This is a genomic window from Ruegeria sp. HKCCA6837 (genome assembly GCF_013034475.1).
Taxonomy (GTDB): domain Bacteria; phylum Pseudomonadota; class Alphaproteobacteria; order Rhodobacterales; family Rhodobacteraceae; genus Ruegeria.
Window position 1 is genome coordinate 93097 of the sequence record NZ_WQGD01000005.1, and the last position, 19059, is coordinate 112155.

Annotated in this window: 17 protein-coding genes; 15 read left to right on the top strand and 2 right to left on the bottom strand. The window is 55.5% G+C overall.

All coding sequences use genetic code 11. The features are described from left to right. Positions 1–26 precede the first annotated feature (26 nt). Complete coding sequence (coxB, locus tag GOV91_RS09320) at positions 27–938, bottom strand: cytochrome c oxidase subunit II (RefSeq protein WP_171177890.1); 912 nt, start codon at positions 936–938, stop codon at positions 27–29. Positions 939–1114: 176 nt separating this feature from the next. Between coxB and tldD the strand changes: the two genes are divergently transcribed. From tldD to GOV91_RS09345, 5 genes are all read left to right on the top strand, one after another. Continuing rightward, a complete protein-coding gene (tldD, locus tag GOV91_RS09325; protein ID WP_171235291.1) occupies positions 1115–2536 on the top strand; it encodes a metalloprotease TldD in 1422 nt (473 codons plus the stop codon). 238 nt (positions 2537–2774) lie between these two features. Then, the gene (dprA, locus tag GOV91_RS09330) at positions 2775–3899 is read left to right on the top strand and encodes a DNA-processing protein DprA (protein ID WP_171235292.1); all 1125 of its coding nucleotides are present in this window, start codon (positions 2775–2777) and stop codon (positions 3897–3899) included. Between the two features lie 180 nt (positions 3900–4079). After that, the gene (gene topA / locus GOV91_RS09335; protein ID WP_171235293.1) at positions 4080–6719 is read left to right on the top strand and encodes a type I DNA topoisomerase; all 2640 of its coding nucleotides are present in this window, start codon (positions 4080–4082) and stop codon (positions 6717–6719) included. Between the two features lie 91 nt (positions 6720–6810). After that, the gene (locus GOV91_RS09340; protein WP_171235294.1) at positions 6811–7515 is read left to right on the top strand and encodes a CoA transferase subunit A; all 705 of its coding nucleotides are present in this window, start codon (positions 6811–6813) and stop codon (positions 7513–7515) included. Next, positions 7515–8141 carry a 3-oxoacid CoA-transferase subunit B gene (locus GOV91_RS09345; protein WP_050603192.1) on the top strand — a complete coding sequence of 209 codons (627 nt, stop codon included), beginning with the start codon at positions 7515–7517 and terminating at the stop codon, positions 8139–8141. Before GOV91_RS09340 ends, GOV91_RS09345 begins: the two co-directional genes overlap by 1 nt. A 36-nt stretch (positions 8142–8177) precedes the next feature. Here the strand turns inward: GOV91_RS09345 and GOV91_RS09350 are convergent, their stop codons facing one another. Continuing rightward, positions 8178–9044, bottom strand: a complete 867-nt coding sequence (locus tag GOV91_RS09350) for a lytic transglycosylase domain-containing protein (RefSeq protein WP_171235295.1) — start codon at positions 9042–9044, stop codon at positions 8178–8180. A gap of 353 nt (positions 9045–9397) precedes the next feature. Between GOV91_RS09350 and GOV91_RS09355 the strand changes: the two genes are divergently transcribed. The 10 genes from GOV91_RS09355 to GOV91_RS09400 all read left to right on the top strand — a co-directional run bounded on the left by GOV91_RS09355 (position 9398) and on the right by GOV91_RS09400 (position 19046). Beyond that, on the top strand, positions 9398–9628 hold the full coding sequence (locus GOV91_RS09355; RefSeq protein WP_171177902.1) for a Flp family type IVb pilin: 231 nt from the start codon (positions 9398–9400) through the stop codon (positions 9626–9628). 309 nt (positions 9629–9937) lie between these two features. Further along, on the top strand, positions 9938–10177 hold the full coding sequence (locus GOV91_RS09360; RefSeq protein WP_171177904.1) for a hypothetical protein: 240 nt from the start codon (positions 9938–9940) through the stop codon (positions 10175–10177). Between the two features lie 276 nt (positions 10178–10453). After that, positions 10454–11335: a Flp pilus assembly protein CpaB gene (cpaB, locus tag GOV91_RS09365; protein ID WP_171235296.1), complete on the top strand. Its 882-nt coding sequence runs from the start codon at positions 10454–10456 to the stop codon at positions 11333–11335. Between the two features lie 194 nt (positions 11336–11529). Beyond that, positions 11530–12936 (top strand): type II and III secretion system protein family protein, encoded by a 1407-nt coding sequence (locus GOV91_RS09370; RefSeq protein WP_171235297.1) that lies wholly within the window; start codon positions 11530–11532, stop codon positions 12934–12936. A gap of 17 nt (positions 12937–12953) precedes the next feature. Next, positions 12954–13580, top strand: coding sequence for an OmpA family protein (locus GOV91_RS09375; RefSeq protein ID WP_171235298.1), 627 nt, complete (start codon positions 12954–12956; stop codon positions 13578–13580). Between the two features lie 199 nt (positions 13581–13779). Continuing rightward, complete coding sequence (locus GOV91_RS09380) at positions 13780–15018, top strand: AAA family ATPase (RefSeq protein WP_171235299.1); 1239 nt, start codon at positions 13780–13782, stop codon at positions 15016–15018. Positions 15019–15042: 24 nt separating this feature from the next. Next, positions 15043–16485 carry a CpaF family protein gene (locus tag GOV91_RS09385; protein ID WP_171235300.1) on the top strand — a complete coding sequence of 481 codons (1443 nt, stop codon included), beginning with the start codon at positions 15043–15045 and terminating at the stop codon, positions 16483–16485. Positions 16486–16496: 11 nt separating this feature from the next. After that, complete coding sequence (locus GOV91_RS09390; RefSeq protein WP_171177923.1) at positions 16497–17465, top strand: type II secretion system F family protein; 969 nt, start codon at positions 16497–16499, stop codon at positions 17463–17465. 9 nt (positions 17466–17474) lie between these two features. Next, positions 17475–18458, top strand: a complete 984-nt coding sequence (locus tag GOV91_RS09395) for a type II secretion system F family protein (RefSeq protein WP_171177924.1) — start codon at positions 17475–17477, stop codon at positions 18456–18458. 180 nt (positions 18459–18638) lie between these two features. After that, positions 18639–19046: a tetratricopeptide repeat protein gene (locus tag GOV91_RS09400; RefSeq protein ID WP_371732292.1), complete on the top strand. Its 408-nt coding sequence runs from the start codon at positions 18639–18641 to the stop codon at positions 19044–19046. Positions 19047–19059 lie beyond the last annotated feature (13 nt).

The window sequence follows — 19059 nt, forward strand, 5'->3', positions numbered from 1 at the left end:
GGTCTACCCCGCCCATGTCGCTTCGATTAGTTCGAGGCAACCTGATAGTTTTGCGGCAGACCCGCATATTCATCGATCGCGCCCTGCAGCCATTCGTCGTAGGCTTCCTGGCTGACCACTTTGACAGTGATCGGCATATAGGCGTGGTCTTTGCCGCAAAGTTCAGAACACTGACCGAAGTAGACGCCCTCTTTCTCGGCTTCGAACCACAGTTCGGCCAGACGTCCGGGTACACCGTCCTGCTTCACGCCAAAGGACGGAATGGTCCAGGAATGGATCACGTCAGAGGCGGTAACCTGCATCACGATGACCTTGCCGACAGGTACGACAACCGCGGTGTCGGTGGCCAACAGCCATTCGTCATCGCTGTACCCGGCATCGGCCAGCTTGGCACGCATGGCGTCATCCAGAACAAACGGGGTCACGTCCGCATCTGCTGGGCGCGCACCTTCATCCAGAGTTGCCGGGTGGCCCAGAAGATAGCTGTCGAAGGCAAAATCGTGATCAACATATTCGTAAGTCCAGTACCACTGGTTGCCGACGACTTTGATGGTGATGTCACCTTCTGGAATTTCCTGTTGCTTGAACAGAACCGGCAACGAGAACGCACCAATGAAGACCAGAATCAGGATCGGACCGAGGGTCCAGGCAATCTCGACCGGGGTATAGTGCGAGAACCGAGCCGGTGTCGGGTTTGCGCGCTGGTTGTAACGCACGATGCAGTAAAGCAGCAGGGCCGCAACAAACAGACAGATCACGGTGATGATCACCAGAATCATTGTGTCCAGCCGCTGAATTCCATCGGCCAAGCTTGTGGCCGCAGGCTGGAAGCCCATACCGCCGTCGACCGGCTTGCCAATAATCTCTAGCTCCTGAGCCATGGCGGGAAGGCTGGAGAGGGCTGTCATAAACCCTGAAAGCATCAAAGCATTCTTCATTTTCTGTCCTGATCGTTTGATCTTTGCGTCCCTGGCGAAAAGGTGTGAATCGGTCGCACCTCTCCCGTTGTCTTTGGCCGCGTTAAAAACCATATTCCGTCGGGTAGATAAAGCAAAATGCTTGCGTCAAACAGACGCTATTTTTGATCTGGATCAAACCCGAAAGGTCACAACTCATGTCCGACGCCCCATTTCGCCCCTTTGAAAGCGCTCTTGCGCATGACGAAGCGCTGTCTGTATTGCAATCGGCGACCGCTGGGGCCGAGGACGGAGAACTGTTTGTCGAACGTCGAAAATCCGAGTCACTGGTGTTTGATGACGGTCGGCTGCGCACCGCATCTTACGACGCTTCCGAAGGATTTGGCCTGCGCGCGGTTCAAGGGGAAGTCGCTGGTTATGCACATTCTACTGATGTTTCCATTCCCGCGCTGAAACGGGCAGCCGAGACCGCGCGGCTGGCCGTTGGGGACGGCGGCGGAACCCTTGCCGAAGCACCTCGATCCACCAACACACGTCTTTATACCGACGAAGATCCCATCGATTCTGCCGCGTTTCCTGTCAAGATCGAAACCCTGCGCGAGATTGATGCATTTGCCCGCGATCTGGATTCACGCGTTGTTCAGGTCAGCGCAATGATCTCGGCCGCCACTCAGGAGGTCGAAATACTGCGACCTGATGGAGTGATGGTGCGCGATGTTCGCCCGATGACACGCGTGAATGTTTCAGTGATCGTGGAACAAAATGGACGCCGCGAAAGCGGTTCGGCGGGTGGCGGCGGTCGCGTGAGCCTGAGCGGATTGATTGATCCGGCAGACTGGCAGGCCAAGGCCCGCGAAGCCTTGCGCATTGCGCTGGTCAATCTGGACGCGATCCCGGCTCCCGCGGGTGTGATGGAGGTGGCGCTTGGCCCCGGCTGGCCCGGGATTTTGCTCCACGAGGCCATCGGCCACGGGTTGGAAGGGGATTTCAACCGCAAAGGAAGTTCTGCCTTCGCCGGTCTGATGGGGCAACAGGTCGCTTCAAAAGGCGTAACCGTGGTCGATGATGGCACGATCGCTGACCGGCGCGGCTCGATCACTGTAGACGATGAGGGCACGCCCAGCTCACGTACGGTGCTGATAGAAGACGGCATCCTCACCGGATATATGCAAGACCGTCAGAACGCGCGTCTGATGGGCGTTGCGCCCACAGGCAACGGGCGGCGGCAAAGCTATGCGCACAAGCCGATGCCGCGCATGACCAATACAATCATGCTGGGTGGCGAGTCCGACCCAGCGGCCTTGGTCGCAGATATCAAAGACGGCATCTGGGCCGTGGGATTCGGCGGCGGTCAGGTGGACATCACCAATGGCAAGTTCGTCTTCTCCTGCACCGAAGCCTATCGCGTTGAAAACGGAAAAATCGGCGCCCCGGTCAAAGGCGCGACGCTGATTGGCGATGGGCCATCCGCTTTGAAACGGATCCGGGGGCTTGGCAACGACATGGCGCTGGATCCCGGTATGGGCACCTGCGGCAAGGACGGGCAATGGGTGCCGGTGGGCGTCGGACAACCCACCGTTCTGATGGATGGACTGACAGTTGGGGGGTCGGCAACCTAAGTCGCAAAAGACCAAGTTACACGGGCGCATGGTTAACCTTGCGCCCATGCGTAAAGCGCCCAAACAGTTGAAAATCCCTTTGCATCAAAAAGGCCGATTTTTATTTTTCCTTTTATTTCATAAGCATGCTTCTGCTGGATAGAACAAGTTCGAACAAAAACACATCTAATTTTCCACGATTTACAAGCTGTTAACCCGCCCGCCTGTAAACCAGTTTTGCAACAAGGCGGAGCAACGGATGACCGAAGAGCAGCTTTCTTCCAATCACCCCCCACTCCCACCCACCACGGAAGAGGACCGGTTTTCGTGGCTTCGCCTTTTGCGTTCTCGCAAGGTCGGTCCGGCGACGTTTCGTCGGCTTCTGCGGGAACATGGCTCGGCGCAGAACGCGCTGGCCGCGTTGCCGGAAATGGCACGCGCTGCCGGAATAGAAGGGTATGAAATCTGCCCCCCCGGCGTGATTGAGGCGGAGCTCAAGGCCGCAAAAGCCGCAAAAGCGCGGCTTTTGTGCCTTGGGTCCGCCGATTTCCCAGCAGCTCTGAGTGATCTGAATGATGCGCCCCCTATGCTTTGGGCAATCGGTGACGTGTCTCTCTTGCAAAAACCTGCGGTTGCAATGGTTGGTGCACGGAATTGTTCTTCGCTCGGTGCTCGAATGGCCCGGGGTTTGGCGACTGACTTGGGCAGCAAAGGCTATGTGATTGTCTCAGGCCTGGCGCGCGGCATTGATACGGCGGCACATATAGCGACCCTTACATCCGGCGCCATTGCCGTCATGGCCGGCGGCGTGGATGTCGTCTATCCAGTCGAGAATACAGAGCTGGCTCATGACATCGCTTCCAACGGGTTGCGCGTGTCGGAACAGCCGATGGGCGTGACACCGCAGGCTCGGCACTTTCCCCGCCGAAATAGGATCATCTCTGGCCTTGCGCAAGCTGTTGTCGTGGTCGAAGCCGCAGCAAAGTCTGGCAGCCTGATCACGGCACGCGATGCCTTGGATCAGGGGCGCGAGGTTCTGGCCGTACCCGGCCACCCCTTCGATGCGCGGGCCGCCGGGTGCAATCTGTTGATTCGGGATGGGGCTATCTTGGTCCGGTCCGCGGAGGACGTGGTTGAAGCCTTGCCCCACAAGGACAACCTGCCTTCACACCGCCCCCAGCAGCCACCTACCCCGGTCGCACACCCTGCCCAAGACTTACACATTCAAATCCTTGAACGACTTGGCCCCTCACCCATCGCGGAAGACCAGTTGCTGCGAGACATCGCGGCATCGGCTGGCGAGCTTGGCCCCGCATTGGTCGATCTGGAACTGGATGGACGAATCCAGCGCCAGCCCGGGGGTCTATTGTCCCTTGCAGGCTGATCGAACCACTTCCATGAAACATGGTGTCGGCCCTTCCAGAGACACGGCACCTTGCATAATGACCTGAAATTAAGGCGTTTTTCGACCTGCAAAAGGAACGCATTGACAATTCCCGCTTGCCCCACACATTTTGCACCACCATAGAAGGCGCCAAATTCGTCGAGCGAGGTTTCCCCTTAAATGCCTGTAGTTGTTGTAGAATCTCCGGCCAAAGCAAAAACAATCAATAAATATCTCGGCCCCGACTACACAGTTTTGGCCTCTTACGGCCATGTTCGGGACCTTCCACCAAAGGATGGGTCGGTCGATCCCGAGCATGAGTTTTCCATGAAATGGGAAGTTGGCAATGACAGCCGCAAACATGTCAAAGCCATCGCCGATGCCCTGAAAGAAGATAACGCACTGATCCTCGCCACTGACCCTGATCGTGAGGGCGAGGCGATCAGCTGGCACTTGCAAGAAGCTCTGACCAAGCGCCGTTCGATCAAGAAAGATACGCCGGTCAGCCGCGTAACGTTCAACGCCATCACCAAAGAAGCCGTCACCCAGGCGATGCAGAACCCGCGTCAGGTCGACATGCCGCTGGTCGAGGCCTATCTGGCCCGCCGTGCGCTGGACTATCTGGTGGGCTTCAACCTTTCTCCCGTCCTTTGGCGCAAGCTGCCCGGTGCAAAGTCCGCCGGTCGCGTGCAATCCGTCTGTCTGCGCCTGATCGTCGAACGCGAGATGGAGATCGAAGCGTTCAAGCCGGTCGAATACTGGTCGGTTAAGGCGCTTTTCGAAACACCGCGCGGCCAGACCTATGAGGCGCGGCTGGTTACTCTGGCCGGCAAGAAACTGGACAAGCACGATCTGGCCAACGCCACGCAGGCGGAACTGGCGGTTCAGGCGATCACCAGCCGCGCGCTCAGCGTTACCTCGGTCGAGGCCAAGCCCGCCGCCCGCAACCCCAGCGCTCCGTTCATGACCTCTACTCTGCAGCAAGAGGCCAGCCGCAAGTTCGGCATGGGTGCGCGCCACGCGATGCAGGTGGCGCAGCGGCTATATGAGGCTGGCTACATTACTTACATGCGGACCGACGGTATCGATATGGCCCCCGAGGCCGTGGCCGCCACCCGTGATACAATCGCGGACCGCTATGGCGCCGAATATGTGCCGGACAGCCCGCGCATGTATAAGAACAAGGCTAAGAACGCACAGGAAGCGCACGAGTGTATCCGCCCAACGGATATGTCGCGCGACGCCAGGGCGCTGAAAGTCACGGATGAGGATCAGCGCAAGCTTTATGACCTGATCTGGAAACGCACCATAGCTTGTCAGATGGCCGCCGCCCGACTGGAGCGGACCACCGTCGAGATCGGCAGCGACGATGGTCAGGTTGGCCTGCGCGCCACTGGCCAGGTGGTCATGTTTGACGGGTTCATGCGTGTTTATGAAGAAGGTCGCGACGATGTAGCCGATGACGACGAAAAGCGCTTGCCGCAGATCATGCAGGGCGATCCGGCGCGTTTTGCCAAAACCTCACTGAAAGATCAGTTCGCGAAGGCGACCAGCGACAACGGTGACAAGGTCGCGAAAGAGGCAATACTTTCCGAAAACGAATCCGTTCTGGCGCTGCAGCACCACACGCAGCCTCCGCCCCGCTATACCGAAGCCACACTGGTCAAGCGCATGGAAGAACTTGGCATCGGTCGCCCCTCGACTTACGCCTCGATCGTGACCACGATTCAGGATCGGGAATATGTGCGCAAAGACAAAAACCGACTGATCCCCGAAGAAAAGGGCCGGATCGTCACGATCTTTCTGCTGAACTTCTTCCGTCAATATGTGGGTTATGAATTCACAGCCAATCTGGAAGAAGAACTGGACGACGTCAGCGCCGGGGACCGCGATTATAAGGACCTGCTGGGCAAGTTCTGGCGCGATTTCTCGGCCGCAATTGGCGAGACTTCCGAACTGCGAATTTCCGAAGTACTGGACAAGCTGGACGAAGCGCTCGCGCCGCAGCTGTACCCGCCGCGTGAGGATGGATCGGATCCGCGGATATGCCCGAAGTGCGGCACTGGGCAATTGCACCTGAAAACCTCGCGCACGGGCGGTTTCGTCGGTTGCGGCAACTACCCCGAATGCACCTATACGCGTCCCATCGCAGGTGAAGGTGCCGAAGGGGATGAACGCTTGTTGGGCGAAGATGCGGGTGATGAGATCTGGCTGAAGTCCGGTCGTTTCGGTCCTTACGTTCAGCGCGGCGAACCCACGCCCGAGAACAAAAAGCCACCGCGCGCCTCTTTGCCGCGCGGGTGGAGCAAAGATGACATGGACCTTGAGAAAGCTCTGACGCTGCTCTCTCTGCCACGTCAGATCGGCGAACACCCTGAGGGTGGCATGATCAGCTCGAATTTCGGGCGGTTTGGCCCCTACCTGATGCATCAACTGCCGGAAGAGGCAAAGCCGGTTTACGCCAATCTCAAAGACCCCAACGATGTGTTCGAAATCGGCATGAACCGCGCGGTCGAGTTGCTGGCTGAAAAGCGTGCCAATCCGGGGCGCGGACGCCGCGAGGCTGCGAAACCGTTGAAGGAGTTGGGCGAACATCCTGATGGCGGGGCCATGCAGGTTCTGGATGGTCGCTATGGGCCATATGTCAAATGGGAAAAGGTCAATGCGACCATTCCCAAGGACATAAAGCCAGAAGATGTGACGCAGGAAATGGCCATCGAACTGGTGAATGAACGCGCCGCCAAGAAAGGCACCAAGAAAAAGGCGGCCCCAAAGAAGAAGGCCGCAGCCAAGAAGGCAACCAAGAAGGCGGCGGAATAGGTAGAAATACCAACACCCCCTTGGTTTCATTGACTTCCCCGTGACGTGGCGGCACAACCTGCCCATCACCATGTCATTGGGGGAGTTTTCCATGAAAAAAATCTATGCCAATGCCTCTGAAGCGCTCGATGGGGTTCTGACAGATGGTATGCTGATTGCCGCGGGCGGCTTTGGCCTGTGCGGCATTCCGGAACTATTGCTCGAAGCTATTAAAGAGTCTGGCGTCAAAGACCTGAGCTTTGCATCGAACAATGCCGGTGTGGACGATTTTGGAATCGGCATTTTGCTGCAAACAAAGCAGGTCAAAAAGATGATCAGCTCGTATGTCGGCGAAAATGCTGAATTCATGCGCCAGTATCTGAGCGGTGAATTGGAACTGGAATTCAACCCGCAGGGAACCCTGGCCGAGCGGATGCGCGCAGGTGGTGCCGGTATTCCCGGCTTTTATACCAAGACAGGCGTGGGCACGGTGATCGCCGATGGCAAGGAACATAAGGACTTCAATGGCGAGACCTACATCCTAGAAGAAGGGATCTTCGCCGATCTGGCCATCGTTAAGGCGTGGAAGGCGGATGAAACCGGAAACCTCGTGTTCCGCAAGACCGCCCGTAATTTCAATGTGCCTGCGGCGACCTGCGGCAAAATTTGCGTAGCCGAAGTAGAAGAGATCGTTCCGCGCGGCTCACTTGACCCGGATTCGATTCACCTGCCCGGCATCTATGTGCATCGCATCATTCAGGGCGAGCACGAAAAGCGCATCGAACAACGCACCACCCGCAAGAAGGAGGAAGCATAATGCCCTGGGACCGCAATCAGATGGCCGCGCGCGCGGCAGAGGAACTGGAAGACGGCATGTATGTGAACCTCGGCATCGGCATTCCGACGCTGGTGGCGAACTATGTTGGCGACAAGGACATCACCCTGCAATCGGAAAACGGCATGCTGGGCATGGGGCCCTTCCCGTTTGAAGGCGAGGAAGACCCAGACCTGATCAATGCAGGCAAGCAGACGATCACAGAACTGTCCCGAACGGCCTATTTCGACAGCGCCACTTCTTTTGCCATGATCCGCGGCGGCAAAATCGCTGCGGCGATTCTGGGCGCCATGGAAGTGGATGAGAAAGGCGACCTGGCAAACTGGATGATTCCAGGCAAGCTGGTTAAAGGCATGGGTGGAGCAATGGATCTGGTCGCGGGTGTCGGCCGTGTCATCGTTGTGATGGATCACACCAACAAGCACGGCGACAGCAAGGTTCTGAAAGAATGCACCCTACCCCTGACAGGTAAAGGCGTGGTCGATCGCATCATCACCAATCTCGGTGTATTGGATGTGGTCGAAGGCGGCCTGAAGATCGTCGAACTGGCCGATGGTGTCAGCGAAGACGAGATGCGCGCAGCAACACAAGCGACACTTGTTTCTTAAAAGAACAAAGGCCCGCCGAATCGAGGCGGGCCTTATTTAGTTTGAGGTCTGGAACACGCAGCCGTCAGAAATCAGATCAGGCGGGGTGGCACACAAGGCCTTTGCGATCTGGAATGCAGCCAGAACTTTGGGCACATAGTCCCGGGTTTCCGTATAGGGTGGCACACCGCTGTGTTTACGCACTGCACCTTCACCTGCGTTGTATCCGGCCAATACCAGAATCGGATCGTTCCCGAACTCTTCCATCAGCCAGTTGAGGTATTTCACCCCTCCGGCGATGTTCTGTGCTGGCTGAAGGCTGTCTTTCACCCCGAAGCGTGCCGCCGTGGCAGGCATGAGTTGCATGAGCCCCTGCGCTCCGGCAGAGCTGATCGCATCCACCCGCCCGGCGGACTCGACCGAGATCACTGCCAAGACCAGCGCTGGTGAGACATTGGTACCGACAGTTGAGCGCAGAATCTCTTTACCCTGCTGCTGCGCAATGTTCTGCAGGGTTTGAAGTCGGGGAGACCGCACACTCGTGGCTGCAAGGGCCGAGATGGCGGCATCTAAACGTCCTGCACCACCCTGACCTATCTCGGGCGAGATCCTGTCCCAGAAAGCTTTATAAGACCCTTTGGGATTACGCTTGTTTTGTGCCTCTGGAGGAATCGGCTGGGCAACTTCTGTTCGCGCAATGACATCTGGCACCGATAGGTCGGCCCCTGTGCTGGGCGCAGAAGGTTGTGTTGCATGTTCCTCCGCAGTGATTTGTACGGTCACGCGGGGGCGTTCACCCGGCTGGGGTGCTTTGATCCGTTTGTACACGCCGCGCGGTTCTACTTCGGTTGCGTCTGCATATGTGACACTCGAAACTAGAAACGCGAGTACACCGGCGCATTGGAGTGCGGTCCGGAGATTCATTTGCCTGCCTCATGTTTTCTTTTTAGGCGATTTGAACCTCGAATCTTCGCGCAAAGCCAGAAAAACAAAGCGAAATGGGGCAATTTCGCCTCATTTGACGCAATTTTGCACCGTCCAAACAGGTATGATCTGACCATTGCATTTTTTTAATCGTTTTATTTCAGTCTCTTATGCATTTTCTAACTAAAAAGTTAAGCTGCACGAAAAAAAATCTGCGTTTGGCCCAATTCCTGCCACGCACCACAGGCAAACATAGATGCATACCGAGACGGACGGGAGCGGACTGAGAGAGGAAGCTCTGGAAGACGCCGAGGTTCATTAGACTTATTTAGATCCTTTAGGAGGGACGTAACATGATCAAGTTCATCAAGAACTTCCGCAAAGACGAAGACGGCGCAGTAACAGTTGACTGGGTTGTTCTGACCGCAGCAGTCATCGGCCTGGCCGCAGTTGCTTACCAGCAGATCGAAACCGGCGCCACTGGCCTGGCAACCGGCGTGAACGAAGCGCTGAACGGCGCGGCACTGAGCACCGGCAGCAACACCACTTCGGGCGGTATCACCACCGAAGGCACAAGCAACTAAGTTGTTGACATAGAGAATTTTCGAGGCCGCGCCAGTCTGGCGCGGCCTTTTTTGTCCAGGGCGACCTGCAAACTAACTTAATGCTCACATCAAGACTAAGCAGGCAACGTCTTGGATTAGAACTTGGAAACACCCGACACCACGCGCAACCTGGCTTTGTTCCCAAAGCGCCTTTAATCTCGCGCGAAAACAGCGTTTGTCCAAGTTCAATCCTAAAAAGCCTATTATTGCCCAATTTCCGCCATTCCCGCGCAATCTTTTGAATAAAAGCTGCCAGCAATATGGTTAAAATCAATTGGAGTAGAGAACATGGTCAAGTTCCTAAAACGCTTCAAATCGGAAGAAGCGGGCGCGGTGACAGTCGACTGGGTAGTGCTGACGGCTGTTGTCATTGGCCTGTCCGGTGCGACATACCTCGTCATCAGTTCCAGCGTTGACAGCTTAGGCGGAAATGCAAACGAAGCCATGAATGCTGCCGTAGTCAGCACCGGCTCAAACAGCGCTCCCGGCGGGATCGTCACCGAGGGTACCGCGGGTGGCGGCGGTTAAATCACGCGGCTTGGTGCTTTTGGCGGCCTGAGCAAAGCAATTCCCCAAATTAAAAAACGCGACGTCCATTGGGATGTGGCGTTTTTTGCGTCAAACCCAAATGTCGGGTGAAGCTCGATAGATCATGTGCAGAATTGTGTGGATTTTGGCAGAGAAACTGACAATCAGACATATTTGTCCCACATTTCGACACAATTTGCATTTAAGGATTAGGCTGTTTCAAAGCGCCCTTGCGGCAGCTTAGTATTCGACCAAACTAAATAAAGAGGTACTCGCATGCGAGCGGTATTCGGACTTGTCCTAATTGTCGGCGTAGCTCTGGCCGGAGGCGCAGTCTATATGGCGCGCAACTATATCTCGGCTTACCAAAACGAGCTGGCCCGTCAAAGACTTGCCGCAGAAGAGGCTCTGGCCAACGCACAGGTCGAGGTTATTCCTACGGTAACAGTATATGTGTCGAATCGCGCACTTAAGTACGGCGAGCGTCTAACGCAGGAAGACATCCGCGCTGTGGACTGGCCGGAAAACGCGATTCCGGAAGGCACCTTCACTGAACTCACAGCTCTGTTCCCTGAAAACGGTCCTACAGAACGTTTTGTTCTGAGAACGATGGAAAAAGACGAAGCGATCATGGGCGTCAAGATTACCGAGCCTGGTGAAAAAGCTGGCCTGACCTCGCGTCTTGAAAAAGGGATGCGCGCCTTTGCAATCAGTGTTGATGTTGCGTCGGGCGTTTCAGGCTTTTTGCGCCCTGGTGATAATGTGGACATCTACTGGACAGGCTCCAGCGGCACTCTTGAAGGCACTGGCAACGGGGGCATTACCCGCCTGATCGAAACCAATGTACAATTGATCGCCGTTGACCAAACAGCGGGTTCCGACGTCACCAACACAACGATCGCACGGACCGTCACAGTTGCGGTAACTCCGCAACAGGTCGCCGCTTTGGCACAAGCCCAAAATTCCGGCCGACTGTCACTGGCACTGGTTGGTGTAGCAGATGAATCTGTCGCATCTACGATTGAAGTTGACCAGCGCAAGCTGCTTGGCATTCAAGCTGCAGCACCGGAACCGGAACAGAAAGTAGAAGAAGTTTGCACGACCCGCATCAGACGCGGCGGCGAGATTGTCAACGTGCCTATCCCTTGCACAAATTGACGCTAATTCAGAACCTTACAAGATCAGAGCCGCGCCTAGGGTGCGGCTCTTTTTTTGTGGTTGTTGCCAATTCTCCACATAAGGAACATTCCGGAAACCATTGATTATTGCAAAAAATTTGGAATTCGCGCAGTCTGCTTTGGTATAGGGCATAAGACCCAAAAAAACGAGGCGTGATCGGAGAGGCAGGTCACATGACAATACGTTCCTGGATCAGCGCAACCCTGCTGGGGTTGTCGCTTGTTATTAGTCCGGTTGGCGACGCCGCCTGGGCTGAAACTTTGCGCGTGGTGAAAAAGGGTACGGTGGAAACACTGGATGTCCCTATGAACCGCGCAATCGTCGTTGAAAGCGAGCAACCGTTTGCTGAACTCAGCATTGCCAACGCAGGCATTGCGGACATCTCGTCGTTGTCGGACCGGACCATTTATGTTCTGGGTAAGGCTCCGGGCTTAACGACACTGACCCTGTTTGACGGGGCCGGCAACCTGTTAGCCAACGTCCGCGTACGCGTTTCACCCGATGTTTCGGAGTTCAAGGAGCGTCTGCGTCAGATTCTGCCTGAAGAACCAATCGAAGTTCGCACCGCCAATGATGGCATCGTGCTGTCCGGTACGGTTTCCAGCTCGGCCAAACTGTCGCGTGCACTGGAGTTAGCCGAACGCTATGCGCCTGATCGTGTCTCGAACCTCATGTCAGTTGGTGGCGTTCAGCAGGTGATGTTGAAAGTGCGCTTTGCCGAGATGAATCGGTCCGTTGCCAAGAGCTTGACCGCTTCACTGGGTTTCGGCGGCAGTGATGTGACAGGTGGTTTCAACACTCTCAACAACCAGCTTTCACTTAATAATGCCCTCAACAACAACATACCTGCGATTCAAACAAACACAGGCGCGATCCTTTTCGGGTTTGGTGCCGGTTCAACTCAGGTTCGCTTGTTGCTGGAGGCGCTTGAAAGCAAGGGGCTGGCCCGCAGCTTGGCTGAACCGAACTTGTCAGCCCTATCTGGTCAGCAAGCAACATTTTTGGCCGGTGGCGAAGTTCCGATTCCAGTACCACAGGATGAAGGCGTCATAACCATTGAATACAAAGCGTTCGGTGTCGAGATCGATTTCATCCCTCGCGTCGTAGATGGAGACCTGATCAACCTTGAAATGGCAACAGCGGTTTCAAGCATTGATCAAAGCTCTGACTTCACGCTTAACGGTGACCCCGTTCCCAGCTTCATCACGCGCCGGGCAACTACGACGATTGAACTGCGTGACGGCGAAAGCTTTGCTATAGCGGGATTGATCCAGGATGATTTTGCAGACCTGAGCAACCAAGTTCCATGGCTGGGCGACGTTCCGGTTCTTGGGGCCCTGTTCCGCAGCGCCAACTACCAGCGTGAGCAAAGCGAACTCGTTGTTATCATTACTGCGCACCTGGTCTCGCCAACGCGCGGCGAAGCGCTGGCCCTTCCAACCGACCGGGTCAAGCCGCCCAGCGAATTTGATCTGTTCGTGAATGGGCGGGTCGCACGCACTCAGCGTGCCGGTTCCGGTGGAGCATCCGAAGTTGCCAAACAAGATTTCGGCAGCTCGTACGGCTACGTCCTAGATTGATCAGGAGGATAGGACCAATGCAAAAGTGGATCATCACATTGGGTCTTACGGTCGCAGTTGCCGCATGTACGCGCGAGGCCGGATACGAGATCGATGCTGGAACTTTCGGCAACGCAACGTTGAACAACATTCAGGTACAAAACGGTGAACTGACTTACGCTCAGATCCTCGGCCAACGCTTTGCGGCGGATGTACCAAGCCAGGTGAACTTTGCCTTTAACAGTTCACAGCTGGACGCGTCAGCACAGCGAATCTTGTTGCAGCAAGCAGACTGGATCAAACAGTTCCCTGAAGCGCGCTTCCGGGTATACGGCCATACCGACGCTGTGGGTTCGACCAGCTACAACAAAAGCCTCGGCTTGCGCCGTGCCCAGTCGGTTGTGGCCTTCCTTGAGCGCCAAGGAATCTCGCGTTCGCGACTTGAAGCAGTTGTGTCCTTTGGCAAATCGCAGCCTTTGATTGCCACACAGCAGCGTGACCGCCGGAACCGACGGACTGTGACCGAGGTTTCAGGCTTTGTTGACGGCAACCGGCAGCTTCTGGACGGCAAGTACGCAGATGTGATCTACCGGGAATATGTGGAAAGTGCGACATTCAAGAGCTCGGTCAAAGAAGTGACCGCATCAGAAGGCGATGATGGATAATACATCCGAAATGGGCGGCATCGTCGCCCATTTCCCTACAATTGGTTCTTTTGCGCCCAATTCTTGCCCCACTTCAAAGCAACATTGTGAACAATAGGGTGACCTGCGGCCAAATTTGACCGTATTGGGGCGACAGCACATCAATCTGGCGGATTTCGTTCATATGACATGCTGAGCCCTCACGACGAGGATAGTGTTTATGACCAGCGCGACGCCGCAAGATGACAATACAGCAATTTTGGCCTGCACCATCAGCCGGGATGTCCAAAATTTCGATCTTTTGATCGAAGACATGGAGGCCATTCTGGGTGAACGCTGGGGAGATCTGGGCTTTGCCGAGGCGCTGGCCTTTTTCAGCCAGCCAGAAGCTGAATCTCTTGAATTTGTGGCGTTGGCAATTGATGGAGAGGACGAAGACAACCTTTCTTTGATGGGTGAGATCATCAACCAGGCCAAAGAAAAGAAAATCAAAGTTGTCCTGATCGCTGAAGACGTCACACCAGCCTCACTGCATCAGCTATTGCGCAAAGGCGCAGACGAATTCGTCCCCTACCCTCTTCCGGAAGGCGAACTGCAAGAAGCGATCGAGCGCATGAAGCAGCCCGATCCTGTCGCAGTGGCTCAAGCCGCCGCCGTTCCTTTGACAAGCGGTGAGGCAAAGGAAGGGGCTTTGTTCGTTGTACAAGGGCTGGCTGGCGGTGTGGGTGCGACAACAATGGCCGTCAACCTGGCTTGGGAGTTGGCCTGTGCATCGGAAAAAGATGCCCCTTCGGTCTGCCTGATCGATCTGGATCTTCAATACGGTACGGTTTCCACCTATCTGGACCTGCCGCGGCGCGAAACGGTTTTTGAAATGTTGTCAGATACCGAATCGATGGATAACGAGGTTTTCTCGCAAGCGCTTCAAACTTATGAAGAAAAGCTTCAGGTTTTGACGGCACCATCGGATATGGTGCCGCTGGATCTGATTACACCAGATGATATTCAGCGCGTTATCGACATGGCCCGCACACATTTCGATTATGTGATCGTCGACATGCCCAAGACGCTGGTTCTGTGGTCCGAAACGGTCTTGCAAGCGGCGCATGTGTATTTCGCGATGATCGAATTGGACATGCGCTCTGCGCAGAATGCACTGCGCCTGAAGCGCGCCTTGCAGGCAGAGGAGTTGCCCTTCAATAAACTGCGTTTTGCTCTAAACCGAGCGCCCAAGTTTACCGATCTCAACGGAAAGAGCCGAGTAAAGCGTATGGGTGAAAGCCTTGGGATCTCGATCGACCTGCAATTGCCCGATGGGGGCAAGCCGGTCATGCAGAGCGGTGACCACGGTCTGCCACTGGCGAATTCGGCCGCCAAGAACCCGTTGCGCCGGGAAATCGCGAAACTGGCAAAATCGCTTCACAGCCTTGGTAGCGGCAGCGCCGAAGAAGCTGCGTAACATCTTTGCAAAGGGGTACCTGCCGTGTTTTCAAGATATAAGAAACCGTCCGCTGCACAGCCGGTAAAAGCGCCGGCACAAGCCACCGAACCGGCAGCGCCCGTTGCACAGGCCGCTGCCACAACGACAGCGGTTGCACGCAAACCCCAAAAAAAGAAGCCCGGCGAGGTCGTTGGATCCGATCGTGATCGCAAGCGAAAGGAACGACTGGGCGAAATCAAGATCGAGCTGCACAAGGAATTGTTGGAAAACCTGAACCTTGCGGCTTTGGAAAACGCGGGCGAAGCCGAATTGCGCGCAGAAATCAGCGCAATTGCCAGCGAGGTTCTGGAAACCAAGAACATCGTTCTGAACCGCGAAGACCGGTCTCAACTGAACAAAGAACTGTATGATGAGGTGACAGGTCTCGGCCCGCTTGAGACCCTGCTACAAGACGACACGGTCAACGATATTCTGGTCAACGGCCCGCAACAGATTTTTGTTGAACGCGCGGGTAAGCTGGAACTCAGCGACATCACGTTCAAGGATGAAAAACACCTGATGCGGATCATCGACAAGATCGTGTCCGCTGTGGGTCGTCGTGTTGATGAATCAAACCCTTATGTTGACGCCCGTCTGGCCGACGGCTCGCGTTTCAACGCCATGGTCCCGCCAATTGCGGTGGATGGATCGCTGGTCTCGATCCGTAAATTCAAAAAGGACAAGCTGGGCATTGACGATCTGGTCAATTTCGGCGCTTTCACGGAAGAAATGGCTGCCTACCTGCAGGCGGCGGTATCAACGCGCCTGAACATAATCGTTTCGGGCGGTACCGGTTCCGGTAAAACAACCACTTTGAACGCACTGTCCAGTTTTATCGACGATGCCGAGCGCATCCTGACCATCGAGGATACGGCGGAACTTCAGTTGCAGCAGACCCATGTGGGACGAATGGAAAGCCGCCCGCCCAACGTGGAAGGCAAAGGCGAAGTCAGCCCGCGCGACTGTTTGAAAAACGCCCTGCGTATGCGGCCTGATCGCATCATCGTGGGTGAGACGCGAGGCGCCGAAGTGATCGACATGTTGCAGGCCATGAACACCGGCCACGATGGGTCGATGACCACGATCCACGCCAACTCGGCGCGTGACGGTATTTCGCGACTAGAGAACATGATTGCCATGGCAGGGATCGAGATGCCGATCAAGGCGGTCCGCAGCCAGATCTCATCTGCTGTGAACCTGATTGTGCAGGCCAGCCGCTTACAGGACGGTTCACGCCGGATGACCTCGATCACCGAGATCACAGGGATGGAAGGCGATGTGATCTCGATGCAGGAAATTTTTCGTTTTCAACGCGTTGGACTAACACCCGACAACAAGATCATCGGTCATTTCACCGCAACCGGCGTGCGCAGCCACTATTCGGAACGCTTCCGTCTGTGGGGCTTTGATCTACCAGCGTCGATCTACGACCCAACCACGATGTAGGAGAAACACGCATGAATGTGCCTATGGAGGCGATTATCTATGTCGCCATCTTTGTGGGGGTTCTTGCCCTGGTCGAGGGCATCTATCTTGTCGCCTTCGGCAAATCCATCAGCCTGAACAGCCGGGTTAACCGCCGTCTGGACATGCTGGAAAAGGGTGCCGGGCGCGAACAGGTGCTTGAGCAGCTGCGCAAGGAAATGCAGCAGCATATGAAATCGCAGAGCATCCCTCTGTATTCACTGCTTGCTGACAAGGCTCAGAAGGCGGCGATTGCGTTTTCCCCGCGTCAGTTGATCATGATCATGGCTTTGGTGTCCGGCGTGGCGTTTGTCGGGCTCAGCATTGGCACTGCCACAGATACCGCACTGCGCGCCGTAATCTCTATCGCGATTGGCATCGGAGGCGTTTACGCATGGGTCAATCACAAGGCCAAGAAACGCATGGGTATGATTGAGGAACAACTGCCCGACGCGGTTGAATTGATGGTGCGTTCGCTGCGTGTGGGTAACCCGTTCGTGTCGACCATTCAGGTGGTTTCAAACGAAGTTCAGGATCCGCTGGGCACTGAATTTGGCGTCATTGCGGATGAATGTGCCTATGGCCGCGATGTCGGTGAGGCCTTGAAAGATATGGCCGAGCGGCTGGACATGCAGGACTTGCGTTTTTTGGCCGTCGCTGTGGGTATCCAACAGCAATCCGGTGGTAACCTCGCTGAAATTCTGGCCGGTCTGGCTCAGGTCATCCGGGCCCGATTCCGCCTGTTCCGCCGGGTAAAAGCCATCACCGCCGAAGCGCAGTGGTCAGGAAAGTTCCTGTCTGGCTTTCCGATTGCCTGTCTGGTTTTCATCCTGGTTAAAGACCCAGGCTATTATGACGAGGTGTTGGACCATCCCTGGTTCATCCCCGCCTGTTTCGTTGTCGCCATCATGCTGACACTGAACCTGATCGTCATGAAGATCATCACCAACATTAAGGTCTGAGGGCGCATCATGGAATTTCTGACCAGCATCAATGACCTTTTGACACAACACCTGGGTGAATTCGGACCGCTTATCGTTGTCGGCATTCTGGGTCTGATAATGATTCTTGTGGCCGTCTCGCTGATGATGAATCAGCCCGAAGACCCGCTGAAAAAACTGCAAAGATCAAACTCAGCCCCTAAAAAGCAAACAAAAGACAAAAAAGAACGGCTTCGCAACTCAAGCCGTAACGAGCAGCTTGAGAAATTTGCAACGTTCCTTGAGCCTAAGAACGAAGAAGAATATTCGGCGGTCGAACTGAAACTGCGGCAGGCCGGGTATCGGTCGAAAGACTCGGTTCGGTTCTTCCATTTCGCTCAGTTTTCGCTGGGTATTCTTGGGATTCTCGTCGGTGTCCTGTTGATCACCGTCTTTTCCGGTGGACAGGAATTCACCGGTCAGCAGATGATCATCCGGGTTTTTGTTCCGGGCGCGATCGGCTACTTCGCCCCCAAATACTGGATCTCACGTCGAGTGGAAGAGCGAAAAGAAGCCATTACCGCAGGATTTCCCGACACGCTTGACCTGATGCTAGTATGCGTCGAAGCCGGGCAATCCCTGGATCAGGCAATCGTCCGTGTGGCCAGCGAAATGAGTGCCTCCTACCCTGACATCGCGCAAGAATTTGAAATCGTCGCCTACGAAATGAAGGCCGGTAAGGACAAAGATACGGTTCTGCGCGACTTCGGTACGCGGTGCGGTGTGCAGGATGTGAATTCATTCGTGACCGTGATGATCCAATCGGCGTCATTTGGTACATCCATTGCCGAAGCTCTGCGGGTGTATGCCGGTGAGATGCGCGACAAACGCGTCATGCGCGCCGAAGAGGCCGCGAACAAGTTGCCGACAAAGATGACTCTTGTCACAATGGCGCTGACCGTGCCGCCATTGCTGATCATTCTGATCGGTCCGTCGGTAAGGGTCATTTCGAGTTTTGGACGCGCGGGCGGATAGAACCCTATGAAAGCTGAAAACAGGTGCTTCCCTTTCGGGTTTCGCCGAATACTTTGGGCCACCACAGTTTGCGCTGTGGTGGCTTCCTGCACGGAAGAGTCGTCGTCAAACGGTTTGGACGCGCCGGGGTTTGATCCCAAAGGTGAGGCTGAAGACAACATAACGGTCGGAAACAGATTGATGGCCGCTGGCGAATACGAGCTGGCATTAGAGTCGTTTTCCCGCGCCGCGCTGGATCAAGGTATGACCACACAGGTGCTGACGTCACTGGGAACAGCCAATCTTGGCTTAAGAAGGGTGGGCCAGGCTGAGACACTTTTGCGCCGCGCTGTTGAGAACGAGCCCGACTGGCCCGTCGCCTGGAACAATCTTGGTGTCCTTCTGATGGAAAAACAGGAATATCCCGAGGCCGCACAGGTGTTTCAGCGAGCGTTTGCATTGGACAATGGCGAAAGTGACGCAATCCGCGACAATCTGCGCTTAGCACTCGCAAAAATGGAAAATCCTGTTAATACTACTAAACAAGAACAAGAATACACACTGGAACAGCGTGGCGACGGGCAATTTACGCTCCGCAAGATCCAGTAATTGAGGCAAGAGC

Bases quoted from the DNA above. Each gene is read 5' to 3' on its own strand.
- dprA (WP_171235292.1), top strand. From the start codon at position 2,775: ATGACCGAAGAGCAGCTTTCTTCCAATCACCCCCCACTCCCACCCACC.
- GOV91_RS09400 (WP_371732292.1), top strand. From the start codon at position 18,639: ATGGCCGCTGGCGAATACGAGCTGGCATTAGAGTCGTTTTCCCGCGCC.
- GOV91_RS09355 (WP_171177902.1), top strand. From the start codon at position 9,398: ATGATCAAGTTCATCAAGAACTTCCGCAAAGACGAAGACGGCGCAGTA.
- GOV91_RS09345 (WP_050603192.1), top strand. From the start codon at position 7,515: ATGCCCTGGGACCGCAATCAGATGGCCGCGCGCGCGGCAGAGGAACTG.
- GOV91_RS09390 (WP_171177923.1), top strand. From the start codon at position 16,497: ATGAATGTGCCTATGGAGGCGATTATCTATGTCGCCATCTTTGTGGGG.
- coxB (WP_171177890.1), bottom strand. From the start codon at position 938: ATGAAGAATGCTTTGATGCTTTCAGGGTTTATGACAGCCCTCTCCAGC.
- GOV91_RS09340 (WP_171235294.1), top strand. From the start codon at position 6,811: ATGAAAAAAATCTATGCCAATGCCTCTGAAGCGCTCGATGGGGTTCTG.
- GOV91_RS09380 (WP_171235299.1), top strand. From the start codon at position 13,780: ATGACCAGCGCGACGCCGCAAGATGACAATACAGCAATTTTGGCCTGC.
- tldD (WP_171235291.1), top strand. From the start codon at position 1,115: ATGTCCGACGCCCCATTTCGCCCCTTTGAAAGCGCTCTTGCGCATGAC.
- GOV91_RS09375 (WP_171235298.1), top strand. From the start codon at position 12,954: ATGCAAAAGTGGATCATCACATTGGGTCTTACGGTCGCAGTTGCCGCA.
- cpaB (WP_171235296.1), top strand. From the start codon at position 10,454: ATGCGAGCGGTATTCGGACTTGTCCTAATTGTCGGCGTAGCTCTGGCC.
- topA (WP_171235293.1), top strand. From the start codon at position 4,080: ATGCCTGTAGTTGTTGTAGAATCTCCGGCCAAAGCAAAAACAATCAAT.
- GOV91_RS09395 (WP_171177924.1), top strand. From the start codon at position 17,475: ATGGAATTTCTGACCAGCATCAATGACCTTTTGACACAACACCTGGGT.
- GOV91_RS09360 (WP_171177904.1), top strand. From the start codon at position 9,938: ATGGTCAAGTTCCTAAAACGCTTCAAATCGGAAGAAGCGGGCGCGGTG.
- GOV91_RS09350 (WP_171235295.1), bottom strand. From the start codon at position 9,044: ATGAATCTCCGGACCGCACTCCAATGCGCCGGTGTACTCGCGTTTCTA.
- GOV91_RS09370 (WP_171235297.1), top strand. From the start codon at position 11,530: ATGACAATACGTTCCTGGATCAGCGCAACCCTGCTGGGGTTGTCGCTT.